This is a genomic window from Pseudomonas sp. UBA1879 (assembly GCF_002338065.1).
GTDB lineage: Bacteria > Pseudomonadota > Gammaproteobacteria > Pseudomonadales > Pseudomonadaceae > Aquipseudomonas.
The window spans coordinates 421,795-442,062 of sequence record NZ_DDHJ01000015.1 but is presented as its reverse complement, the minus strand read 5'-3'; the positions used below and the strand labels follow the sequence as shown (position 1 = coordinate 442,062).

General features: G+C 55.8%; 13 protein-coding genes and 1 pseudogene. 4 read left to right on the top strand and 10 right to left on the bottom strand.

Translation table 11 applies throughout. The features are described from left to right. Positions 1-139: 139 nt before the first annotated feature. The 3 genes from B3N48_RS17090 to B3N48_RS17080 all read right to left on the bottom strand — a co-directional run bounded on the left by B3N48_RS17090 (position 140) and on the right by B3N48_RS17080 (position 3,973). The gene (locus B3N48_RS17090; RefSeq protein WP_296185697.1) at positions 140-1,144 is read right to left on the bottom strand and encodes an alpha/beta hydrolase; all 1,005 of its coding nucleotides are present in this window, start codon (positions 1,142-1,144) and stop codon (positions 140-142) included. Between the two features lie 97 nt (positions 1,145-1,241). Continuing rightward, positions 1,242-2,696, bottom strand: a complete 1,455-nt coding sequence (locus tag B3N48_RS17085; protein WP_296185696.1) for an MBL fold metallo-hydrolase RNA specificity domain-containing protein — start codon at positions 2,694-2,696, stop codon at positions 1,242-1,244. A 371-nt stretch (positions 2,697-3,067) separates the two neighbouring features. Beyond that, positions 3,068-3,973, bottom strand: coding sequence for a LysR family transcriptional regulator (locus B3N48_RS17080; RefSeq protein ID WP_296185694.1), 906 nt, complete (start codon positions 3,971-3,973; stop codon positions 3,068-3,070). 111 nt (positions 3,974-4,084) lie between these two features. Between B3N48_RS17080 and B3N48_RS17075 the strand changes: the two genes are divergently transcribed. From B3N48_RS17075 to B3N48_RS17065, 3 genes are all read left to right on the top strand, one after another. Next, entirely contained in the window at positions 4,085-4,936 is an 852-nt protein-coding gene (locus B3N48_RS17075) for an NmrA family NAD(P)-binding protein (RefSeq protein ID WP_296185691.1), read from the top strand. 115 nt (positions 4,937-5,051) lie between these two features. Next, positions 5,052-5,741 (top strand): SDR family NAD(P)-dependent oxidoreductase, encoded by a 690-nt coding sequence (locus B3N48_RS17070; RefSeq protein WP_296185690.1) that lies wholly within the window; start codon positions 5,052-5,054, stop codon positions 5,739-5,741. 795 nt (positions 5,742-6,536) lie between these two features. After that, on the top strand, positions 6,537-7,520 hold the full coding sequence (locus B3N48_RS17065) for an LLM class oxidoreductase (RefSeq protein ID WP_296185689.1): 984 nt from the start codon (positions 6,537-6,539) through the stop codon (positions 7,518-7,520). Positions 7,521-7,731: 211 nt separating this feature from the next. Here the strand turns inward: B3N48_RS17065 and B3N48_RS17060 are convergent. From B3N48_RS17060 to B3N48_RS17040, 5 genes and pseudogenes are all read right to left on the bottom strand, one after another. Further along, positions 7,732-10,499, bottom strand: a pseudogene (locus B3N48_RS17060) (AAA family ATPase). A 277-nt stretch (positions 10,500-10,776) separates the two neighbouring features. Next, positions 10,777-11,316, bottom strand: a complete 540-nt coding sequence (locus tag B3N48_RS17055) for a DsbA family protein (protein ID WP_296185687.1) — start codon at positions 11,314-11,316, stop codon at positions 10,777-10,779. A gap of 8 nt (positions 11,317-11,324) precedes the next feature. After that, entirely contained in the window at positions 11,325-11,870 is a 546-nt protein-coding gene (locus B3N48_RS17050; protein WP_296185685.1) for a redoxin domain-containing protein, read from the bottom strand. A gap of 365 nt (positions 11,871-12,235) precedes the next feature. Next, the gene (locus tag B3N48_RS17045; protein ID WP_296185684.1) at positions 12,236-12,538 is read right to left on the bottom strand and encodes a putative quinol monooxygenase; all 303 of its coding nucleotides are present in this window, start codon (positions 12,536-12,538) and stop codon (positions 12,236-12,238) included. 263 nt (positions 12,539-12,801) lie between these two features. Then, the gene (locus B3N48_RS17040; RefSeq protein WP_296185682.1) at positions 12,802-15,012 is read right to left on the bottom strand and encodes a putative bifunctional diguanylate cyclase/phosphodiesterase; all 2,211 of its coding nucleotides are present in this window, start codon (positions 15,010-15,012) and stop codon (positions 12,802-12,804) included. 740 nt (positions 15,013-15,752) lie between these two features. Here B3N48_RS17040 and B3N48_RS17035 point away from each other — a divergent pair. Then, positions 15,753-16,853 (top strand): low temperature requirement protein A, encoded by a 1,101-nt coding sequence (locus tag B3N48_RS17035; RefSeq protein ID WP_296185681.1) that lies wholly within the window; start codon positions 15,753-15,755, stop codon positions 16,851-16,853. A gap of 304 nt (positions 16,854-17,157) precedes the next feature. Here B3N48_RS17035 and B3N48_RS17030 read toward each other — a convergent pair whose 3' ends face one another. Both B3N48_RS17030 and B3N48_RS17025 read right to left on the bottom strand, forming a co-directional pair. Beyond that, positions 17,158-18,297 (bottom strand): glutathione-independent formaldehyde dehydrogenase, encoded by a 1,140-nt coding sequence (locus tag B3N48_RS17030; protein ID WP_296185679.1) that lies wholly within the window; start codon positions 18,295-18,297, stop codon positions 17,158-17,160. Positions 18,298-18,886: 589 nt separating this feature from the next. Then, positions 18,887-20,152 carry an OprD family porin gene (locus B3N48_RS17025; RefSeq protein WP_296185677.1) on the bottom strand — a complete coding sequence of 422 codons (1,266 nt, stop codon included), beginning with the start codon at positions 20,150-20,152 and terminating at the stop codon, positions 18,887-18,889. Positions 20,153-20,268: the final 116 nt, after the last annotated feature.

Sequence of the window (20,268 nt, the reverse complement as noted above, 5' to 3'; positions counted from 1 at the left end):
CACCGTTTCGACATGCCGACCTACATTCATCGATAGGACGCGACACCACATCTCTTCTTCAGCCCAGGTTCTTCCATGGTTTTTCATTGACGTCTTTTTACTGATGTCGAAGCCCTGATGTCATTCAGACCGGCGACATCTAGTTAGACCAACACGCGGCGACGAATGCCCGGATCTCCTCCAGCAACTCTTCGTCCTCTACCGTTCCACCCATGAATCCGCCATGCGGCATGCCTTCCCCGAGAAATAGCTCAACCGGCACTCCAGCTCGGCGCAACCCCCGGTGTAAGCGTGCGGCGTTAGAAAGGAAGAGATCGCGAGTTCCTGTTTGCAGAAAGGTCCGAGGTAGCCCTTCAAACTTGCCGAATAGCGGTGATAGATAGGGGTGTGCAAGATCTGCTCCCCCGGCGTAGAGGCGATTAATCGTCATCAGGGGTAAGGGAAGCATTACATCCAGATAGCGATTGGTATGAAAGCTGTCCCCGGATTCGGTCAGATCGACTTCAGGCGACAACAATACGAGCCCGGCGGGCATCGGCAGCCCTTCATCGCGTCCACGCAAAAGCATCGCCAACGCCAGATTGCCGCCCGCCGAACGCCCGACCAAGACGATATCGGAGGGCGAATGCTTACCTAGCACGTATCGATATGCCTCAAGGCAATCGTCCAGCGCGGCAGGATAGGGATGCACAGGCGGCAACCTATAATCCACGCTATAGCAGGATACCCCGTGCCGAGCCGCCTGCTGCTGAGCGCCTATACGGCAGGCTTCGCCACCGCCGAACAGAAGTGCTCCGCCGTGCAGATCGATACAGGCGCAGTTAGAACGCATCGGTGAGTCAGGAGTGGCGACGTGAATCTGTGTTTGCCCGATTATCAATGTCTCGACATCAGGGCCAAATTGCTCTGTTGCACCTTTTAGTGCCACTGCGTACTGGCTATTCACATGCTCTTGAAGCGCTTGCCACGCGGCGATGTCCTCAGCCGCAGGCAGGTGAACAAGCGAATTCACCGGCGTGCCCTGTGCAGACACCAAGCGCTGTAGGGCAGCCTTCGCCTCTGAGCTGATCGAATCAGGAAAAGGCACAATACGGTCCTGCAACCATATTCCCTGTTGGAAATCAGTGATCTTAGTGTCTGTCATGGGTCACGTGCTGCTTGAGGAAAAACATCATTTAAACGTCGTTACCGACTTAATTTCGTAATCGGTGAATATCGCGTGTGACGAAAGCTAGCAAAACTCAATCGGGTAGGCCCGAGATGAACACTGTCCGGTCAGCGTGCTCGTACTGCGCGACCAATGCTTGGGCCAGGCTGCGCTTGGCTTGATCCTCACCGTGTACCAGACGGATCTCCGAGGGCCATTCCTTCATCCGCGAAACGAAGTCCAGAAGATCAGCCTGATCAGCATGCGCCGAATAACCACCAACGCTTTCGACACCCGCCTTGATGTCGACACGTTTGCCGTCGAGCATTACAAACCCTCCATCGGGACCATAGGTCTGGATGTCTTTTCCGGGTGTGCCTTTGCTCTGGTAACCCACAAATACAACATTGTGCCGCGCGTCTCCTAATAGTGCCTTGAGGTAATTGACGATTCGCCCGCCCGAGCACATTCCGTTGCCGGCAATCACCACCGCAGACCTCGCGGTGTCTCTCAAGTGCTCGACAATGCGTGTGTGTTCGGCATGGCTATCAACTGTGATCAACTGCTTGAATGAGAGGGGTTTGCGCCCTTCTTCCAATCGGTGTGCGGCATCCTCGTCCCAGTAGCTGTGCAGCTCCTTGTAAGTTCGAGTAAAACGGCCAGCGAGTGGAGAATCCAGGATGATGGGTATCTGCGGCCAGTCCACGTCAGGCGAGTCAGGAGCACGTCCTTTCGTATCGTGGGTACCAGGCATCTTTCCCTGCTGTGTATGCTCATGGATGATTTCTTCTAGTTCGTAGAGCAGATCTTGAGTGCGCCCTATGCTGAACGAGGGTATGAGCACAGCACCTTCATCCGCCAATGCACGTTCGATGGCTGCCCGCAGGCGATCTTTGCGATGCTCGCGATCCTCGTGCAGCCGGTCACCGTAAGTACTCTCTAAGACCAGCAGATCGGCCCGCTCCGGGGGCACAAGGTCAGGGAGAATTGGCGAGTGCGCTGACCCCAGATCACCGCTAAACACCACGCGCTCACTCTCTTGACCCTCAGTTACGAGTTCTAACTCAACATAAGCAGAACCCAGCACATGCCCTGCGGGTTGCAGGCGCAGTTGGCAAGAAGCCTCTCCCTGCTCATGCAAGGTGAACCACCCCCCGTAAGGTAGGGCAATGAGACGTTGCTCTACGATAGAAAGGTAGCGTTCCAGCTCACGAGGGTCGTGGCCAATAGCGAGATGAAATGCGTCTTCCAGCACGATAGGTAGCAATCTTGCAGACGGCTCGCTGCAGAGGATTGGTCCGTCGAATCCTGCCGCTAGCAGATTCGGGATTCGGCCGACATGATCGATGTGCACATGTGTGATGATTAGCGCTTTGATACCGGTTATTGGGAAATCCAACCCAAGCTTGTCCTCAATATTCTCAGCTTCCTGTCCCTGGAACTGCCCGCAATCGATCAGCACACTCGTCTCATCGTCTATCCAGAACTGATGGCATGATCCGGTAACCCCTTCACCTGCGCCGTGATGGGTGATCTTAAGATTGCTCATAGTCGCTCCTGGTCCAAGCATCAGCGGTGAACTCGAATTTACCCTCGTAGCCGATTGGGCATCGTGGACCGATGGATAGTTTCTATTCCCTGTTACACAAATAGCCGCCTCCGTGACGTGGTTATGGGCTGACGATTCACCCTTCGCTTTGAACATGGCGTCAAGCCCTGTCAGCACAGAGGAATCAGCGCTCAATCTGAGGCCGCTTTGGCGAGGACGTCACCACGTATTACAGACGCTCAAGCGCGTTGCACCGAGCGTCCGCTATAGGCTGTGAACAGCCGTTCTCCGAGCGCAGAGATCGACCGGTAGCAGTCATTCCTCCCGACATGGCAGGCCGAAGCCATATACGAGTGTGTTCGAAACTTTCATCATTGGCTGATGCCGACAACGAACTCCAGAAATGCCCGTACCTTTGCCGGGGGCAGGTGGCGCGAAGGATAGAGCGCGTACAGCGGGAAATATTCATCTGGCCAGTCGGTAAAAAGTTCTATGAGGCGTCCCTCTCGAAGCGCAGCCTCTATGCCCAGCTGCAACACCTGAGCGATGCCCTGCCCCTCCTCACAGATTCGGTGCATAGTGCCGACATCGTTGACCATCAACCTCCCGTGCGTTTTGACACTCAAGCGCTCGGCGCCTCTATGAAACTCCCAGGTGAACGGCTTGCCGGTTTGGGGATTTCTAAACTCCACGCAGGCATGAGCCGAGTGCTCGAGCTCGGTCGGGTGTTGCGGATGACCGTGCTTTTGCAGATAAGCAGGGGACGCGACTGTGAGGACGCGCGTTTTCAGCAAAAGCCTGCTGATCAGTGAAGAGTCAGGTTGCTCGCCGAACCGCACAGCCAGATCGACACCCTCTGCCACCAGATCGCCCAATTGCTCCCGAGTGACAAGATCCAGCTCAATGTCAGGGTAGGTTTCCATGAAGTTTCCAAGAGCCGGTGCCAGGATCACTCTGGAGAAATACGGATCAACATTCACCCTGAGTCGCCCCCGCACTGCAGTAGCACTGCCCGATGCCACCGTCGCCGCCTCTTCAAGTCCGGCAAGCAATGGCGCTATCTCTTCGTAGAGTCGGCGTCCTTCAGCCGTGAGCGTGACTGACCGGGTCGTTCTGTCGAACAGACGGATTCCGAGCCTTGCCTCAAGCCGGGCGACTGCTCTGCTGACGCCTGACTGGGTCATGTCCAGCGCACGCGCCGCATTGACGAAACTTCCGCTGTCGACCACTGCAGACAGCACTCCCATTCCACTGGCCAGTCGCCCATCGAAGCTCATTAATGATTACCTGTCATGTATGTAATGCTATCCATGATATAGCCGAACTTATGAGCTCAAGGCAATATTCCCCTCACGGCGGTAACGGGTCGCTTTGACGGAGGAACGAATATGTATACGGTGATGGGCGTGTCTGGCCAGGTCGGAGCACACGTTGCTCGCGCTCTTCTCGACGGTAATCAACGGGTCAGAGTAGTGGTTCGTGATGCCGAGAAAGGCCACGTATGGGCGACTCAAGGGTGTGAAGTTGCGGTCGCTGATGCCAACGACGTCAACGCATTAACGAGGGCGTTTAATGCCAGCACGGGTGCGTTCATTCTGCTGCCACCCAACTTTGACCCCTCCGAAGGTTTTCCGGAGACTCGCATCATCGTTGAAAACTTGCGCACTGCCCTACAGCACGCTAACCCCAAGAAGGTGGTGTGCATTTCAACTATTGGTGCGCAAGCGCATCAATCCAACCTGCTCACTCAGCTTCAAATCCTCGAAGAGGGCTTGGGATCACTTAACACGTCTGTCACATTCCTGCGCCCTGCCTGGTTCATGGAAAACTGCCTTTGGGACATCGAGCCCGCCAAGGGCCGAGGCGTGATACCCAGCTTCCTCCAGCCGCTGGACAAGCCAATTCCAATGGTCGCTACGGCGGACGTAGGCAGGGTAAGTGCTGAATTGCTGCTGGAAGGGTCATTGGGCAAGCAAATCGTTGAGCTGGAATCTGAACACCACGTCACACCCAATGACATCGCTACTGCGTTTTCGGAATTGCTGAGGAAAGACGTAAGAATGGAAGCCGTACCCAGCAACGCTTGGGAAGCGCTGTTCCGCTCTCAGGGTATGAAGAATCCTCACCCGCGCATCCAAATGCTTCATGGATTCAACGAAGGCTGGATACGGTTCGAGGGTGTTCCCCGCAAGGGGCGCCTGGGGTTGAAAGAAGTGTTGGCAGAGATGCTTTCACGCTGATGCCCTTTGTTCTACGGCCGCGCTGCCCAAACGTGTACTTACGCTTTGATCAATAATTTGCAACCCTCATAACCACCCCCCAAGCCGGATGACGGCTTGGTACAGGAGAAAGCCTATGAGTAACAAATCTACTGCGTTGGTGATCGGTGCTTCTCGCGGACTTGGTTTAGCGCTCGCCGAGGAATATCTGACCCGTGGCTGGCAAGTCATCGCAACCACTCGTGGCCATTCTGAAGGCCTGGACAAACTGCGGCAGCGCTTTGGCGTTTCTTTGGAGATCGAGCAAGTCGACATAATTGACTTGAGTTCAGTAAGGGCACTGCGCGGACGCTTGGATGCGCGTGAACTGGACACACTTTTCGTGAATGCTGGCATCTGCAAAGCCAACGAACTTACGCCTCTCCAGGTTGCCGAGAAAGACTACCTGGATATGTTGCTCACCAACGCCCTCAGCCCAATGCGCGTCATCGAGCTTTTTCATGACCGTGTCAAAGTTGACGGGGTCGTTGCAACCATGTCGTCGGAGCTGGGCAGCATCGCTGACAGCACCGGTTTCTGGGAGCTCTACAGCTCCAGCAAAGCCGCACTGAATATGCTGATGAAAAGCTTTCACGCCCGCCATGTGGAAGACACTCGCGCGTTACTGCTCGTCGCTCCAGGTTGGGTTCGCACCGACATGGGTTCGCAGGACGCGCTGCTAGATGTGTCCGAAAGCATTCCGTTGGTCGTTGACGTGGTCAATCGCAACGCCGGCGTACCTGGCCTGCGCTTCATCAACCGCCACGGTGACGAACTGCCCTGGTGATAAGCTCGACTCTTCCGGTAGATAGCCCTTAGGGGCAACTCCGGGATCTGGCCGGTGAGCCATGACATTGCAGATCGAAATCTGATATCTGAGCGACGCAGGCGCGATAGCGGGGTCCATGGCCCCCGGCCGTCACGTCATCAATCCAACAACGTGACGGTGTTTGAAGTGGGCCAGACAACACCGTCGAACACATCCTCGACCTTATCCAAATCGAGCCTTGGCGGTCATGGCCTGCTCATGGGGCGAGTGCAGATGCAGTGTCCGTTTTGGGTTGATAGCAGACAGTCAGTGATTGATTGCAACCACGTCTAAACGATTCCAATTCGTCAAACCCCCACGGCTTTTTTTGTCGGTCGTGGTGGCGATCTCCAACGAAATGGAGCTTGCGCGTCAGCGTCGTCCCGCGATCGCAACGCAATTGCTGCCGCAGCGAACAGCAAGCACAGTTTTTAGCGCGGCTGGACCGTGGACGCGTATCAATCATCGTCACAACCCGCATGGCGATTCAGCGCAAACCCGCCTACGCTTGTTGGATGACCCTACGCCTGTACTCATTTGAGGCAAAGGCGGGGGCAATCAGATTTCCTTCTGACCGTCCGATCGCCGCGATCTGGATCTGCCCGCGTGTATCGCCAGCCACTGGCCCCTTAATACGCCCCGTCCGACCAACATTTACGGCACAACGGGTAAACGTTTTACGCACTCTCCCACCTGTCGTTCTCAAGCGACCGATGCCGCAGCACCTCTGGAAATGAGGCCGCTGTTCACGTTTTACCATTGAGGAAAATCAATATGTATCGGCCGAGCACGATTCCCTATCAGCAGCACCGAGGGTTCAGCCGGACCTTCACTCAGGGCCATTTAAGCCTTGGATTGTTTTTCCCTTTGGAGGCCTTCGATGGCGACATGCCCAGCATGCTCAACCAGGTCGCTTTGGCCAAACGAGCGGAGGCGTTGGGTTTTTGCGCGCTCTGGTTTCGTGATGTGCCTCTTCGGGATCCCGGTTTTGGCGATGTTGGCCAACTGTTCGACCCTTGGGTTTATCTGGGCTACATGGCCGCGCATACGTCTGAGATTGCGCTTGGCACTGCGTCCATTGCCATACCGTTGCGCCATCCGCTGCACACCGCCAAGGCCTCTGCCAGCGTCGATCAACTGAGCGCAGGTCGCTTGGTGCTGGGGGTGGCTTCCGGCGATCGTCCGGTGGAGTTTTCAGCTTTCGGCGTCGATCCCGAAAGGCGCGGAGAGATCTTTCGAGAGCACTATGAGGTGATTCGCCGCGCCCATAGTACGAGCTTCGAACCCATCCGCTGGGGCGGTGGTGAGATGCAGGGCGCTGACTTGATTCCCAAACCGACATCCCAATCCATTCCAATGCTTGTGACGGGAAACAGTCGCCAGTCGCTGGATTGGATCGCGCGTGAAAGCGTCGGATGGATCAACTATCCACGCATACCCAACATGCAGCGGCTGATCGTTGAAGACTGGCGACGTGAAGTCATGCAGCAATGTGGCGCCGTCTATAAGCCCTTCGCTCAGTCGCTTTATATCGACCTTGACGAGACGCCATCCACGCCGCCAACGCGCATTCATTTAGGGTTCAAACTGGGACGCTACCATCTGCGGTTCTTGCTGGAGTCGCTTGAGGAGATCGGGGTGGACCACGTTATCCTGAATCTCAAATACGGCAAGCGCCCTGCCGAGGACGTCATTGAGGAGCTGGGTACTCACATTGTTCCGGAATTCCCAGTACAGCCGCGTCCTGAAGTGGACTGATTCACACACCAGCGCCAGGCCCGGCCCGCGGCCAGGCATGCTGAACAGCGAGGACATAAGTGGTCAGCCCCGGAAAAACGGCCACGCACCTCCTGAACGTGCATCAAGCACGCATCATCGTCTGCCGGGTTCGTCCAGGCATCCGAAGATCCCGTGCTTGATTGCACGACTTCATCAACAGCCTGCTACCCAATGACGGGAGCGGGTTGGCCTAAGTCCCTGTCCCCGCGATCGATACGCGATCATCAGGCGGGTCGGGCGGACTCATGTTTGCTGAGCCGTTTAGCGCATCCAGCTTATTGAAAAGCAATACACCACGCGCTTTGTCGTAACCCAGTTCAACGCTGTCGCCGGCCTGGAGCTTGCCCGCGAGCATTTCCTTCGCGAGACGCGTTTCGAGGGTCTGGCGAATCTGACGCTTCAACTCTCGCGCCCCAAATTCGGGCTGATAACCAACATCCGCCAGATGATCAACGAGGGTGTCTGCCACTTTCACCGTGATGTTCTGGGCAGCCGCGGTTCGAATGACCCGATCAAGCTGGATGCCCACAATCGATCGGATGTTGTCCCGGGTAAGGGCGTGGAACACGATGATGTCGTCGATGCGATTCAGGAATTCTGGACGAAAATGCCCTTTCAAGACGCCCATCAATTCATCACGTAGCGCTTTGTCCGTAAGGCGTTCATCTTCTGGCCGCTCAAGATTCTGCATGATGACGGGAGAGCCCAGGTTGCTGGTGGCGATGATGATCGTATTGCTGAAGTCCACAACGCGTCCCTTGCCGTCGGTGAGACGACCATCATCGAACACCTGCAGCAATACGTTGCTCACATCGGGATGCGCCTTCTCAATCTCGTCGAGCAAAATCACGCTGTAGGGCCTGCGGCGGACGCGCTCTGTCAACTGACCGCCTTCGTCGTATCCGACATAACCGGGTGGCGCACCGATCAACCGGGCAACCGCATGACGCTCCATGTACTCCGACATATCGATGCGAATGATCGATTGCTCGTCACCAAACACCGTCTCTGCCAGCGCTTTGGCCAACTCGGTCTTGCCTACGCCGGTTGGACCAAGAAAGAGAAAGGTGGCAATCGGTCTGTTGGCTTGTCCAAGGCCGGCGCGAGACAAACGAACCGCATCGCTGACCGCAAGCACAGCATCTTCCTGCCCGACCAGCCGATCACGCAGCGTGTCTTCCATATTCAGCAGCTTCTGACGCTCTTCCTGGGTGAGTTCAGTTACCGGAATACCAGTCAAACGGGACAGTACTTCGGCAATCGACTCCAGTGTGACCTCGAGGGTTTCGGATCCCGTCTTGCGCTCCCAGGCTTCTGTCTCCTCTCCCAACCGGGCTTGTTTTTGCCCGATGCGCTCTTCGAAGCCTTTGGATTCATCAAAGCGTTTACGCGAGGATGAATAGTCCTGTTCGCGTTTGAGCTGGGTGATTTCCGCTTCCAGCTCCTGAATGCCAGCAGGCCGTGACGAGGCGCTGATGCGCACGCGGGCCGCTGCCTGGTCGATCAGGTCAATGGCCTTGTCCGGCAGAAAGCGCGAGGTGATATAACGATCCGACAGCTCCGCTGCTGCCACGAATGCTTCGTCGGCGAACGTCACCTGATGGTGCGCTTCAAGCTTATCGCGCAGCCCACGCAAAATGATGATGGTCTGTTCAACGGTGGGCTCGGATATCAGGACAGGCTGAAAACGTCTTTCGAGTGCCGCGTCTTTTTCGATGTGCTTTTGGTACTCATTGAGCGTCGTCGCACCGATCAGACTGAGCTCCCCGCGTGCCAGTGCGGGTTTCAATACGTTGGCAATGTCCAAGCCGCCCTCTTCACCTCCCTGCCCCGCGCCGACGATCGTATGCAGCTCGTCGATGAACAAAATCAGCTCCGAACTCTTTGCAGCCACCTCATCGAGCAGTTGCTTGGCGCGCTCCTCAAATTCGCCACGGTATTTGGAGCCCGCGACCATTGAGTTCAGATTGACTTCAACCAGCCGTCTGCCACGCAGAATTTCCGGGACATCGCCCTTTACTATGCGCTGAGCAAGCCCTTCGACGATGGCTGTCTTGCCAACGCCGGGTTCGCCAATCAGGACCGGATTGTTCTTCCTGCGGCGGGCCAGCACCTCGATCGTGTTTTCGATTTCCTGCGCGCGGCCCAATACAGGATCCAGCTTGCCCTCACGAGCCAATGACGTCAGGTCGCGACCGAATTTGTCGAGTGTCGGTGTTCCCGTGGGGGTATCGACTCTCCCGTCCTCAGCTCCCTTGCCCACCACCTTGACGACCTTCTGCCGCAAGGCTTCAGGGGTCACACCGTATTTTTTGAGCAGCGTTCCGGCGATGCTCTCGGGCACCGAGGAAAGCCCGATCAACAGGTGCTCGGGGCCGACATATGAATGCCCTAAATCACGAGATGCCTGGAACGCAGAATTGAACACTTTTTTCAGGCGAGGCGAGATGCTCATCTGATCCACCGGCGCCTGCACTTCCGTTGCGCCCCTTTGAGCGTGTTGATCGATGTAGCCTTTGATGTCGTCCGCAGAAAGCTTCAATTCCTTGAGCAACGCTGTGCCTACGTCGGTATCGGCAAGCACATACAACAGATGCTCGGTGTCGAGCTCGCTGCGGTTGAACTCATGGGCTTTCTCTCCAGCGCGTTGCAGGATTTCCAGCGTCTGAGAGCTGAATGCATCGGTCGCATCGACAGACTCGCGAGGCACATGCGCAGAGAGCTTGAAGTCATCACCCCCCTGCTCCGCTGCTCCGCTGCTCCGCCCATGCTGTCGAAAAAGCGGGACACACCTGCGCCCAGCAAAGAGTCGAAGGGGTTCAACATGCGTTGATGGCGTAAAAGCTGACGGTAATCGTGGTCGCAAATGGACATTGTTCTGGCCTTGCCATTTTGCGAGACGGTCACTCGCGCGACAGCAGGTCTGGCGTTACATATTTCACAGAGAGTAGCCATGATGAGTTGTCTCCAAACAATGGATAACACGGACTCATACAGATGGATCTACGTGCCCTAAACGATACTCAGGAAACAGGGGCATGAGACCAGCAATACGCTGAGCTTGGTCGGCAAGACGATGACGTGGGAGGGGATGGCGGCCTTGGCAAACGACGCCACTCGATCAACATAGTCGCGATCTCATGAACGCGCGCCACGGCTACCTGATTACCGACGAACGACGTCCAGACAGTTCGTGTGAAAAAAGCCTGTCGTTAGCTATCTACCCAGGCGCTCGCTAGCGATTGAGTCCACGCGCTGAGGAGAGCTCAATCGCCTGACTCATCTCGGTGACCTCGGGAGGTCCGTCATAGCGAAGCCCGTTCATGTAGAACGCGGGCGTGCCGTTTACCCCGCTACGTACGCCGCCATTGAAATCGGATTGTATTTTGGGCAGATAGATATCGGTTTGCATGGCAACCACGAGTTCATCGCTGGAAAGGCCGTGTCTCAGGGCGATGGCGCCATACAGAGGCACGCCCAATCGATCCTGATGTTCATACAACTCGTCGTGGGCTTCCCAGAAGAATCCTCGACTCCCGGCGTATTCAGCGGTGACAGCTGCACCCATCGCATGCGGGTGAGCGGTGGTCAGTGGGAAGTTACGGAACACAAGCAAAAGATCGTCACCGAACTGCTGCTGCAGCTGTTTGACGACCCAATACGCCAAACCGCAATAGGGGCATTCGTAGTCGCCATATTCCACCAGTGTGACCTTGGCATGCGCCCTTCCCTGGCGATGGTCGTTTGCAGTTACCGGGACTTTAAGAGTGGCCATGTGATCACCTACTGGTTTGTGGTGGGCATGCTGTGTGAGGAATCCGCTAGAGCATCCAATGCATCCAGAATGCCGTCCGCCCCAGGATTAATTGCCATTGGTGAAACGTAGCTCCAGGCGATCAGCCCCTCCTTGTCAATCACGAACAACGCCCGCTTACAAACTCCAAGGTGGGAATCGTACACACCATACTGCCGCGCCACCGCCCCTTTGGGCTCGAAATCGGCAAGCAGGCTGAAGTGAAAACCACGATCTTTGACGAAGGCCTGGTGACACCAGGCGCTGTCGACAGAAATACCCAGCAGCGTCGCGCCGTACTCTCTGAATGTAGGGAGCACCTGGTTGTACAAGGTCAGTTGGTCGCCACACACCGAGCTCCAGTCAGCGGGGTAGAACGCCAGTATCACGGGACTTCCCTTTAGCTCGTGCAACGACAGCCGCTGATCGGGGGTCGCGTACAGGGAGATATCGGGGGCGACAGTGCCGGCTGGAAGTGGCCCTTGAACCGGGCTGTTGGTTGTTTCTTTTGCATCATCCAATGCTGAAGTGTTCATTGCTTGAGCCCTGATAGGTGGGGTGGATACTGCTCAGCCGGATACGACTCGCCCGGCGGGATAACGGCATCCACCGTCAAGGGATTCAGAATGGCGAAGATGCCTCGATACAAGCTTGAGTGTCTTCGGCTGCGAGGATTACGGTGCGCATCAACGAGCAGAAGGAGGTCCGCCGTGCGCTTGCGGAACGGGGGTTGAGGCCAGGTTGGCAGCGCAACGGCTGATTTGATCTGACGCACCAATGACTATAGTCGCTGTTGGCACCTGCCCCGCGAAAAGAGACCTGCGGTAGCGTCCAGACTCAGCCGCGTCCCTGACGCGGCAAAACGGCGGCAGGGACGGGTTGAAAACCTCGTCGGGGTTGCTTAGCCAGGCAGCTTTGCCGCAAGGACATCAACCTTCTCGATTGACGGAGGTTCGGCAAACAGCTCGGTAGCCTTTGCCATAAGCGCGGCGGCGACTTTGCCCGAGAGATGAGCCTCTCGGCCGGCTTCATTCGGGAAGGCGTCAAAGATGCCAAAGGTGGAAGGCCCCAGGCGGATGGCAAACCAGGCCGTGGTGGCTGGCTCCTCCGCCACGATTGCAAGACCACTCACTAAAAAGCGCTCAACCTCTTTCTCTTTCCCGGGTTTTGCTTCGAGACGAACGAACAACGCTACGTTGACCATGACGTGTCTCCTCTGTTACGACCAGGTCATCATGCGCCATGCTTTGCAATAAGCCCAACGGGATATTTGCCGACTTGCCAGTAAGCTCCAGCGTCGTGGGAATGAGAGAGCGTCGGGTCATTCCGCCGGCAGAGCAAACGGCCATAAGCAGACGCCGGACCGCGTCGTCACCCGTCATTAGCTGCACCCAGCCCATCTCCTCGCAAGCTGCCCCCTTTCCCTCAGCATCCGATGTTCAAGACGCAGACCCACCGAACAGCCGGTCAGGGATGAAGCTCTGGATGGCTCAGGAACGCTTCGAGGGCGGCAAACGGCATCGGTCTGGCGAAGTGATAACCCTGAAAAATATCGCAGCGACTGCCTTTCAGGAATTCCATTTGGGACGCCGTTTCCACGCCCTCGGCGACCACGATGAGGCTGAGGTGGTGGGCCATGGAAATAATGCCCTGGGTGATCGCTGCATCGTGAGGATCGGTAGCGATTTCCCGGATGAACGAACGGTCGATCTTGATCTTGTCGATCGGCAAACGCTTAAGGTAGCTGAGGCTGGAAAAGCCGGTTCCGAAGTCATCGAGTGCAATGCGCACCCCCAATGCCTTGAGCCGGTGCAACGTCTCGATCGCCTGTTCAGCGTTATGCAACAGCAGCGACTCGGTGATCTCCAGCTCCAGTTGTTCACCCCGCAGGCCGTGTTTCTCCAGCGTGGCCTGGACATACTGGACGAAATGGCCACGCTGAAAATGCATCGGTGAGATATTGACGGCCATCGAGATGCCCGTGTTGCCCTGCTCGTCCAGCTGGCGCAACTGAGCGCAGGCCGTATCGAGCACCCAAAGACTCAGCGCGATGATCTGACCACTGTCCTCGGCCACCGGAACGAACACCGTCGGGGGGATGAATCCCTTTTGCGGATGCTCCCAGCGCAGCAGCGCTTCGATCCCGACGACACGCCCGGTGTGTGCGTCGATCTGCGGTTGATAATGCAGCTGCAACGAGTGAGTCTCGATAGCCTTCTGCAGGTCATTGCGTAGCCTGGCGTGCTCGCAAACGCGCTGATTCAGGTCGCTGGTGTACCACTGAAAGTTGTTACGCCCTTGTTGTTTGGCTTTGTACATGGCCATGTCAGCCTGCTGGATCAACTGCATCGGCTGCTCAAGGTGACCATCGCTCAGCGTGATGCCGATACTTGCGCTCACGTGCAGGTCGATGCCCTGGATGCAGTAGGGTCTGGCAATGCTGGCCATCAATCGCTCGGCCACCGGCACGACGTCCTCATCACGCAGCAGGTCCGGCAACAGAACGATGAATTCGTCACCGCCCATGCGCACGATTGTGTCCCCGGGCCTAACCTGCTCGGCCATGCGTCGCGCTACCTCGATCAGCACCTGATCGCCAAAGTAGTGGCCGATCGAATCATTGATGGATTTGAAACCATCCAGATCTATGCACATCACCGCCAACAGCCGCTTACGCCGACGACTGAGGTGACAATCCAGAATAAGCTGGTCTTCGAGGGAAACACGGTTAAGCAAGCCGGTGAGCTGGTCATGGCTGGCATTGAAACTCAACTGGTGCTCGAAATGCTTCTGATCGCTGATGTCACGGGCAATGCCAAACACGCCAACGATCTCGCCGTTGACTATGATGGGCAGGTTCGAAATGTCCATGGTCAACAGTTTTTCATTTTCGTCTCGAAGCCGTGCCTCGAAGCGTTGAGGGGATCCGGCGCGCGCTGCGGAAAAATGCTGACTGACCCGGCTCAGGTCCTCCTCAGGCACCAGACGGGAAAAGTGATGGCCTATGAACTGGGTTGCAGTCTGCGGCTTAAGCTTCAGGCCTGCGGGATTCACACTCTGGATGTTGCCGACAAGATCGAGCGCGAACACCGGGTTGGGGTTATAGGTGAACAGTGAACGAAAGCGTTGCTCACTTTCCTCCAGGCGCTGACCGTCACGCTCATGACGGATTGCGATGACTGCCAGCTGGGCGGCGCAAGCAAGTTGTCGAATCTGTACTTCGTCTGGCGTATGGGTGCGATTCTGATACAGGGCAAATGTGCCCAACACGCTGCCTTCATGGGAGAGCAAGGGAACCGACCAGCATGAATGCAAGTTATGCCCAAGCGCCAGGCTGCGGAAACGCTCCCAGTTCGGATCTGTAGCAATGTTTTCGGTGACCACCATCTCGCGCCGGAACGCTGCCGTACCACAGGTGCCTTCCCGTGGACCGATTGCCATCCCATGGATCGCCTCACTGTACTTGGCCGGCAGACCGGGCGATGCACCGCTCAGCAAGTGCTTGCCCTCGGCGTCAGTGAGGAGAATGGAGCAGAACGTATCGGGGCTTTGGGCATTTTGCATCTGGCAGATGGCGCAGAGTATGTCGTCCAGACGATGGTCGCTTGCGATCATGCCAAGAATGTCACGTTGCGACTCGGGGAGCGTATTGCCGTGAAAATCGGGACGAGTAATCATGGTGATTCCTGAAGACTCTCGAGGTCGTCCGGTCTACAGAGAGCCTGAATTGGTGGGCGGGCGATCACTGTCCACTCGTGCGTCGAGTCGCGCACTGTAGGCAGCGGCGCCCGCTGAAGAAAGGCTCAGAGGCGACATAAAAAACAGTGTCAGATTGACGCCGTTCGGCAGTGAACGAACCAAGACCATTCCGCCGTTGTGATCGCCTCTGCCTGATCGTCACATGTTCGAGACGTGGCTCTGGTCAGCTTCTGGGTGTTGTAACGGCAGCGACCATACCCCAGAAAGCAGAAGTATCCTCGACTTTCGTAGCGCAACACCCGCAAAAAACATCGAATCAATAAAGCCGCCTGAAATAACAGCAAGGTAAATGCGCGAGGTGCTGCTGGCCTTGGAGTATGCCGAAAATTCGTTTGGCGACTACGGTCAGCGCCAAACGCGACTATAGTCACCGGTGAGGCAGAGAGCATCCAATCGTTCTGCTGCACGCTTGGCCCTCAATTCAATACCGCGGAAACACGGAGGATGACCTCGTGCTTCTTCAGGCGGAATTTGAACGTCCGGCTGCCAAAACACTCAGGTTCAGGCTGAGATTAAGGCCTCGTTTCTTTTGTGAATCCGCTGATCGGGGATTGAGCTATCCCGCCGGGCACGTGGTATCCCGCTAAGCACGCCCTCACCACCCATCTATCAAGGTTCAGGCAATGGACGCTTTTAGATGCACGCGGAGCCAGCAGCGAATGAAATCTCTGAAGTATTATGAAAAAAATAGACGCGCCACATGGTTAGAGTTGTTTTTTGACCTGATATTTGTTGTTGCCATCGGCAAGGTGACGCATATTCTCGGACATCTTCATCAAGGCCATTTTGAACCTAAGCAGATATGGAGTTTTTTACTGCTTTTTGTTCCATTGTGGTGGATCTGGTCAAGCCACACTATTTACGCCAACCGATTTGACACAGACGGCAATCTTCACCGCCTGTCAACATTATTGATAATGCTGTTGCTCATTGTGCTGTCCGCACGGATTGGGGAAGAACTGGAAGTCTACTACCTGCTAGTTATAGCCTGCTATGTTGGTATACGTGCCATCATCAGCATCCTGTACATCTCGACCATCAATACGGTCGACGGCCGTAGCGAATACGCCTCCAGGCTTGGCTTCGCCCTTTTAGTAAGCTCAGCGATCAGTCTTTCATCGGTTATCTTTGACCCCCCGATGCGTTACATTGTCGCTTACATTGGAATCATTCTTGATATTCTGCTTCCTGTTTTTCCCTGGAGCAAACTCAAACCCCTGCCAGCGCATACAGACCACCTGGTTGAACGACTAGGCTTACTCACCCTTATCTTATTGGGCGAGTCAGTGATCAGCCTTGCTGGAGGGTTATCTGACATTCAATGGAATCCTTTTAATGTAATGGCTGCCATTACCGGATTTGTCATGACCTGCAGTATATGGTGGATCTATTTTGATAGCTTTTACTTCCTGAGCAGAAATGAAAGCAGCATGACTGGGCATTCCCTGATCTACTCGCACCTTTTCCTGTTTTTGGGGCTGGCGCTACTCGCCAACTTGATCAGGCACGCGATCTTGAACGACATTGCGATACACGACTTCCAAATCATGTCAGTCATCGGCATGTTCTTATTTTTCGTAGGCAAGCAATATGGCTACTTCGTAGCCGTACCCAAGATAAGGAAATACATCCTTCAAAACACGTTGATCGTATTGTCTTTAGGTGGCTCAGTTATATGGCTGCCACGTGTCGAATACATATTGATCGGTCTAACATTAACCATGATCAGTTATGTTTTGCTGAATTTCAGGTATCGTTGAGTCATTCTTGTTAAGCCAGAAATTTGGGGGGAATTTCTAATCTGAACGGTTGCATCAGGAGACCACTGCCTGCCGATAAGCTAGCGGCGATAAACCCCATCGCTGTACCACCGAAATGCGCCATGAATACGATCTGCACCGGCTCATCGAAAACATCCAACCAACGAGCGGTATCCCTCAAAGGATCGTGAATGGCAGCTGTGTGGATTTCTGCACCTGGAAGCAATGGGCGGCAATGCGGTGCGCATCATCTGACACCTCCACAATGCCGCTTAATCGCTGGCTCAAGCCGTGATGATGGCCATCACGCTGCCGGCTTCAGAATGACCTTCGTCCACCCCTCATCCCGCGCATCAAAATGCTTGTACGCATCAGGCCCTTCAGCCAGTTTCAGACTGTGGGAAATGATCTGCGAAGGTTTGGCACGGTCATGGTGAATCAGCTCGGCGAGCCGACGATTATAGGCCTTCACATTCGCTTGCCCGGTGCGAATCTGCTGACCCTTGAACCAGAACGCACCGAAGTCGAACGCCATCTTCCCTTCTTTGGCAAGTTCATTCTGCGCACCTGGATCCTGAGGCACGAACACCCCGACGACGCCAATACCACCCGTGGCCTTGGTCGAAGCCACCAAGTTGTTCATGGTCAGATGATTGGCTTCATGACCGTGTTTGTCACAGCATTGATACCCAACGCATTCACAGCCCCGATCAGTACCTTTGCCGTGAGTCAGGTTGAGAATGTGGTCGACCGCTTCCTTTTCCAGCGAGTTGATCGGCGTGGCACCCATTTGCGCCGCCAGCTTCAATCGATCCGGATGGTTGTCGACCACGAACACTTGCGAAGCGCCTTTGATCATCGCGGCATGTGCAGCCATGAGTCCCACGGGCCCCGCACCGTAAATGGCAATGCTTTCGCCCGGCATCAGCCCAGCCAGCTCCGTTGCATGCCAACCGGTAGGAAAGATGTCTGACAGCATCACGTAGTCGTTTTCTTTCTCCTGCGCATCTTCTGGCAGGACCAGACAGTTGAAGTCGGCATAGGGCACCCGTAGCAGCTCAGCCTGGCCGCCCTGATAATCGCCCATCTCGGCAAAACCATAAGCAGCACCGGCAGTGCCGGGATTGGCCGTGAGGCAAAAACCGGTCAATCCCTTTTCGCAGTTCTCGCAGAATCCGCAGCCGATGTTAAAAGGCAGGCAAACGCGATCACCCACCTTGACGCGATCTACGCCGACACCGACCTCAATGACTTCTCCGAGATTCTCGTGACCGAAGACTCGACCGGTCTCCATGGAGGTTCGACCCTCATACATATGCAGGTCGGAGCCGCAGATGTTGGTGGTGGTAATGCGCACTACTGCGTCGGTAGGCTTTTCGATCTTGGCGTCGGGGACGTTTTGTACGCTGACGTCGCGCGGCCCGTTGTACACGATGGCTTTCATTGCATTCTCCCGTTCAAACTGAATTGGATTCGTCTGCTACAAGAGATCTGGCTGGTCGGTAGTTCCCTTTGATCAAAGATTCCGGTGACTAACGGACCGGCGGTGATCCGGATCAGTGGCGATCATAAGGACTGAATATACAGCCCCACGCCAAGTCAGAGCCTCCCGTTTATACGATGTATAAAATGTGCAATCGCCCCACCCCGCGAGACGTTTTCCGACAGCCGCACCTACACCACGTAAGCCGCCGATTACCCGTGCTAGCGATACATTTCCTGCGGGTCGGCTGCGCCTTTGAGCGCGACTGGGTAATCACCTGCTCCAAGGCATCAGCCTCAGCCTGCGCTCGCTGCGTAGTTTCGGCACGCTGCGCTTTTTCAAGGAGGATAGAATGTGCGGCTTATTTGGCCCCTCGCTCACTCAGCCATCTACGACTGGCGAAGCAAATCGATGTGCCGCATGCCTACGACCGGGACCGGTAGAGGTGAAGGTTGCTCAAGAGCTCGCTGATAGCCTCACCTGAATCGTCGAGTGACAGGACACGGAGCGGTTATCACCTGCGCACAGACGCTACAGGCCGTGCAGGGCATCAGAAGTCGATCCCGTACGTCAGGATTACCCGATTTTCATCGGCGCTGTCGGCATAGTTGGAGCGGTTGGTACCGTTACGCCAGCGCATGCCGAAATTCTTCAACGGGCCGCTCTGGATGACGTAGGTAATGTCCGTGGTGCGCTCCCACTCACTCCCTTCCCTGCCTTCTGCCCGCAATAATCGTCCCTTGCGGCTGGTCAGATCCTGCGGATCCACCTGATCGCCTTTCACGTAGCGGATGTTCATTTTCAAGCCGGGAATGCCCAATGCGGCAAAGTCATAGTCATAGCGGGCGTGCCACACACGCTCGTTTTTCGCGGAGAACGTGCTGGTGGTTTGTTCGCTGAACAGGTACGTGCCGGTCCCGCCGACATAGGCGTACGCTGCCGCGCCAGACACCTTCTGATAGCCGCCACTCAACGTATGAGCCCCCAGCTGGTAGCCGAAGTTGGTACTGACCACGTCGTTGTCGATATTGCCGACCTTCTCCTGCCCAACCGGCCTGGCCCGGAAATAACGCAGATCGGTGAAGGCCCGACCTGGCCCGGCGGGCAGACTGTAAGTTAGGCCGAGAAACTGACGCGTGTAAAAATCTTCGAGTTCACTGGCATGGGCACTCAGTTGCAGCGTGGGCGTTACCTTGTAGTCAATGCCGCCATAGGTGTATCCGTCGCTGGTTTCAGCGTGCTCTGTGGTGGTCAGCCCATCGAAACTGGACGAATCCCGCAGCTTGGTCCGATCCACTCGGCCAAAGTGCACGGTCGCGTTTTTGAAGTCTTTGGACGTGATCTGCGCGCCGTTGAAATATTGGTCAAACAGGCGCGTGTTGTTGGAGAGCAGCAACGGCAAGGCCGGGCTCAAGCCCCCTACTCGCACTTCGGTCTCATGAAATTTGGCTTTGCCGGTCACCAGCAGCTTGGCGTAGTCATCGCTGGCGCCATGCTCGCCGCGGGGCAAGATGCCGGTGCCTGCGCGCGCCGGACTTGAGTCGAGCTTGACCCCGAGCATACCCACGGCATCCAGGCCGAAGCCCACGGGGCCGTCGGTAAAGCCTGATTTGAGATTGAGCTGAAAGCCTTGTGCCCACTCGGCGCGTCTGGACTGCGACGGGAAGCCGTCGCGGAAATCCCGACTGAAATAAAAATTTTTCAATTGCAGCTGAGCTTTAGAGTCGCTGAGGAAATCAGCGAAAGCCACCGGCGTGAACGCCACAGCTGTCAGCAGCACGGACGTGCGGATAGGAAGACAAGGCTTTTTTATCATTGGAATAACCTTTTTATTTTCGATCTTATTTTTGTCAATGCGCCACCGGCTTGGAGCCGCTGCGAAAAACGCAACGGTCGGCACAACTCGTGACGTACTGTTGTTATAAACATATT

What these genes read in the sequence shown, in the direction of transcription:
- B3N48_RS17090 (WP_296185697.1), bottom strand. Translation starts at nt 1,144, where the DNA reads ATGACAGACACTAAGATCACTGATTTCCAACAGGGAATATGGTTGCAG.
- B3N48_RS17085 (WP_296185696.1), bottom strand. Translation starts at nt 2,696, where the DNA reads ATGAGCAATCTTAAGATCACCCATCACGGCGCAGGTGAAGGGGTTACC.
- B3N48_RS17080 (WP_296185694.1), bottom strand. Translation starts at nt 3,973, where the DNA reads ATGAGCTTCGATGGGCGACTGGCCAGTGGAATGGGAGTGCTGTCTGCA.
- B3N48_RS17075 (WP_296185691.1), top strand. Translation starts at nt 4,085, where the DNA reads ATGTATACGGTGATGGGCGTGTCTGGCCAGGTCGGAGCACACGTTGCT.
- B3N48_RS17070 (WP_296185690.1), top strand. Translation starts at nt 5,052, where the DNA reads ATGAGTAACAAATCTACTGCGTTGGTGATCGGTGCTTCTCGCGGACTT.
- B3N48_RS17065 (WP_296185689.1), top strand. Translation starts at nt 6,537, where the DNA reads ATGTATCGGCCGAGCACGATTCCCTATCAGCAGCACCGAGGGTTCAGC.
- B3N48_RS17055 (WP_296185687.1), bottom strand. Translation starts at nt 11,316, where the DNA reads ATGGCCACTCTTAAAGTCCCGGTAACTGCAAACGACCATCGCCAGGGA.
- B3N48_RS17050 (WP_296185685.1), bottom strand. Translation starts at nt 11,870, where the DNA reads ATGAACACTTCAGCATTGGATGATGCAAAAGAAACAACCAACAGCCCG.
- B3N48_RS17045 (WP_296185684.1), bottom strand. Translation starts at nt 12,538, where the DNA reads ATGGTCAACGTAGCGTTGTTCGTTCGTCTCGAAGCAAAACCCGGGAAA.
- B3N48_RS17040 (WP_296185682.1), bottom strand. Translation starts at nt 15,012, where the DNA reads ATGATTACTCGTCCCGATTTTCACGGCAATACGCTCCCCGAGTCGCAA.
- B3N48_RS17035 (WP_296185681.1), top strand. Translation starts at nt 15,753, where the DNA reads ATGAAATCTCTGAAGTATTATGAAAAAAATAGACGCGCCACATGGTTA.
- B3N48_RS17030 (WP_296185679.1), bottom strand. Translation starts at nt 18,297, where the DNA reads ATGAAAGCCATCGTGTACAACGGGCCGCGCGACGTCAGCGTACAAAAC.
- B3N48_RS17025 (WP_296185677.1), bottom strand. Translation starts at nt 20,152, where the DNA reads ATGATAAAAAAGCCTTGTCTTCCTATCCGCACGTCCGTGCTGCTGACA.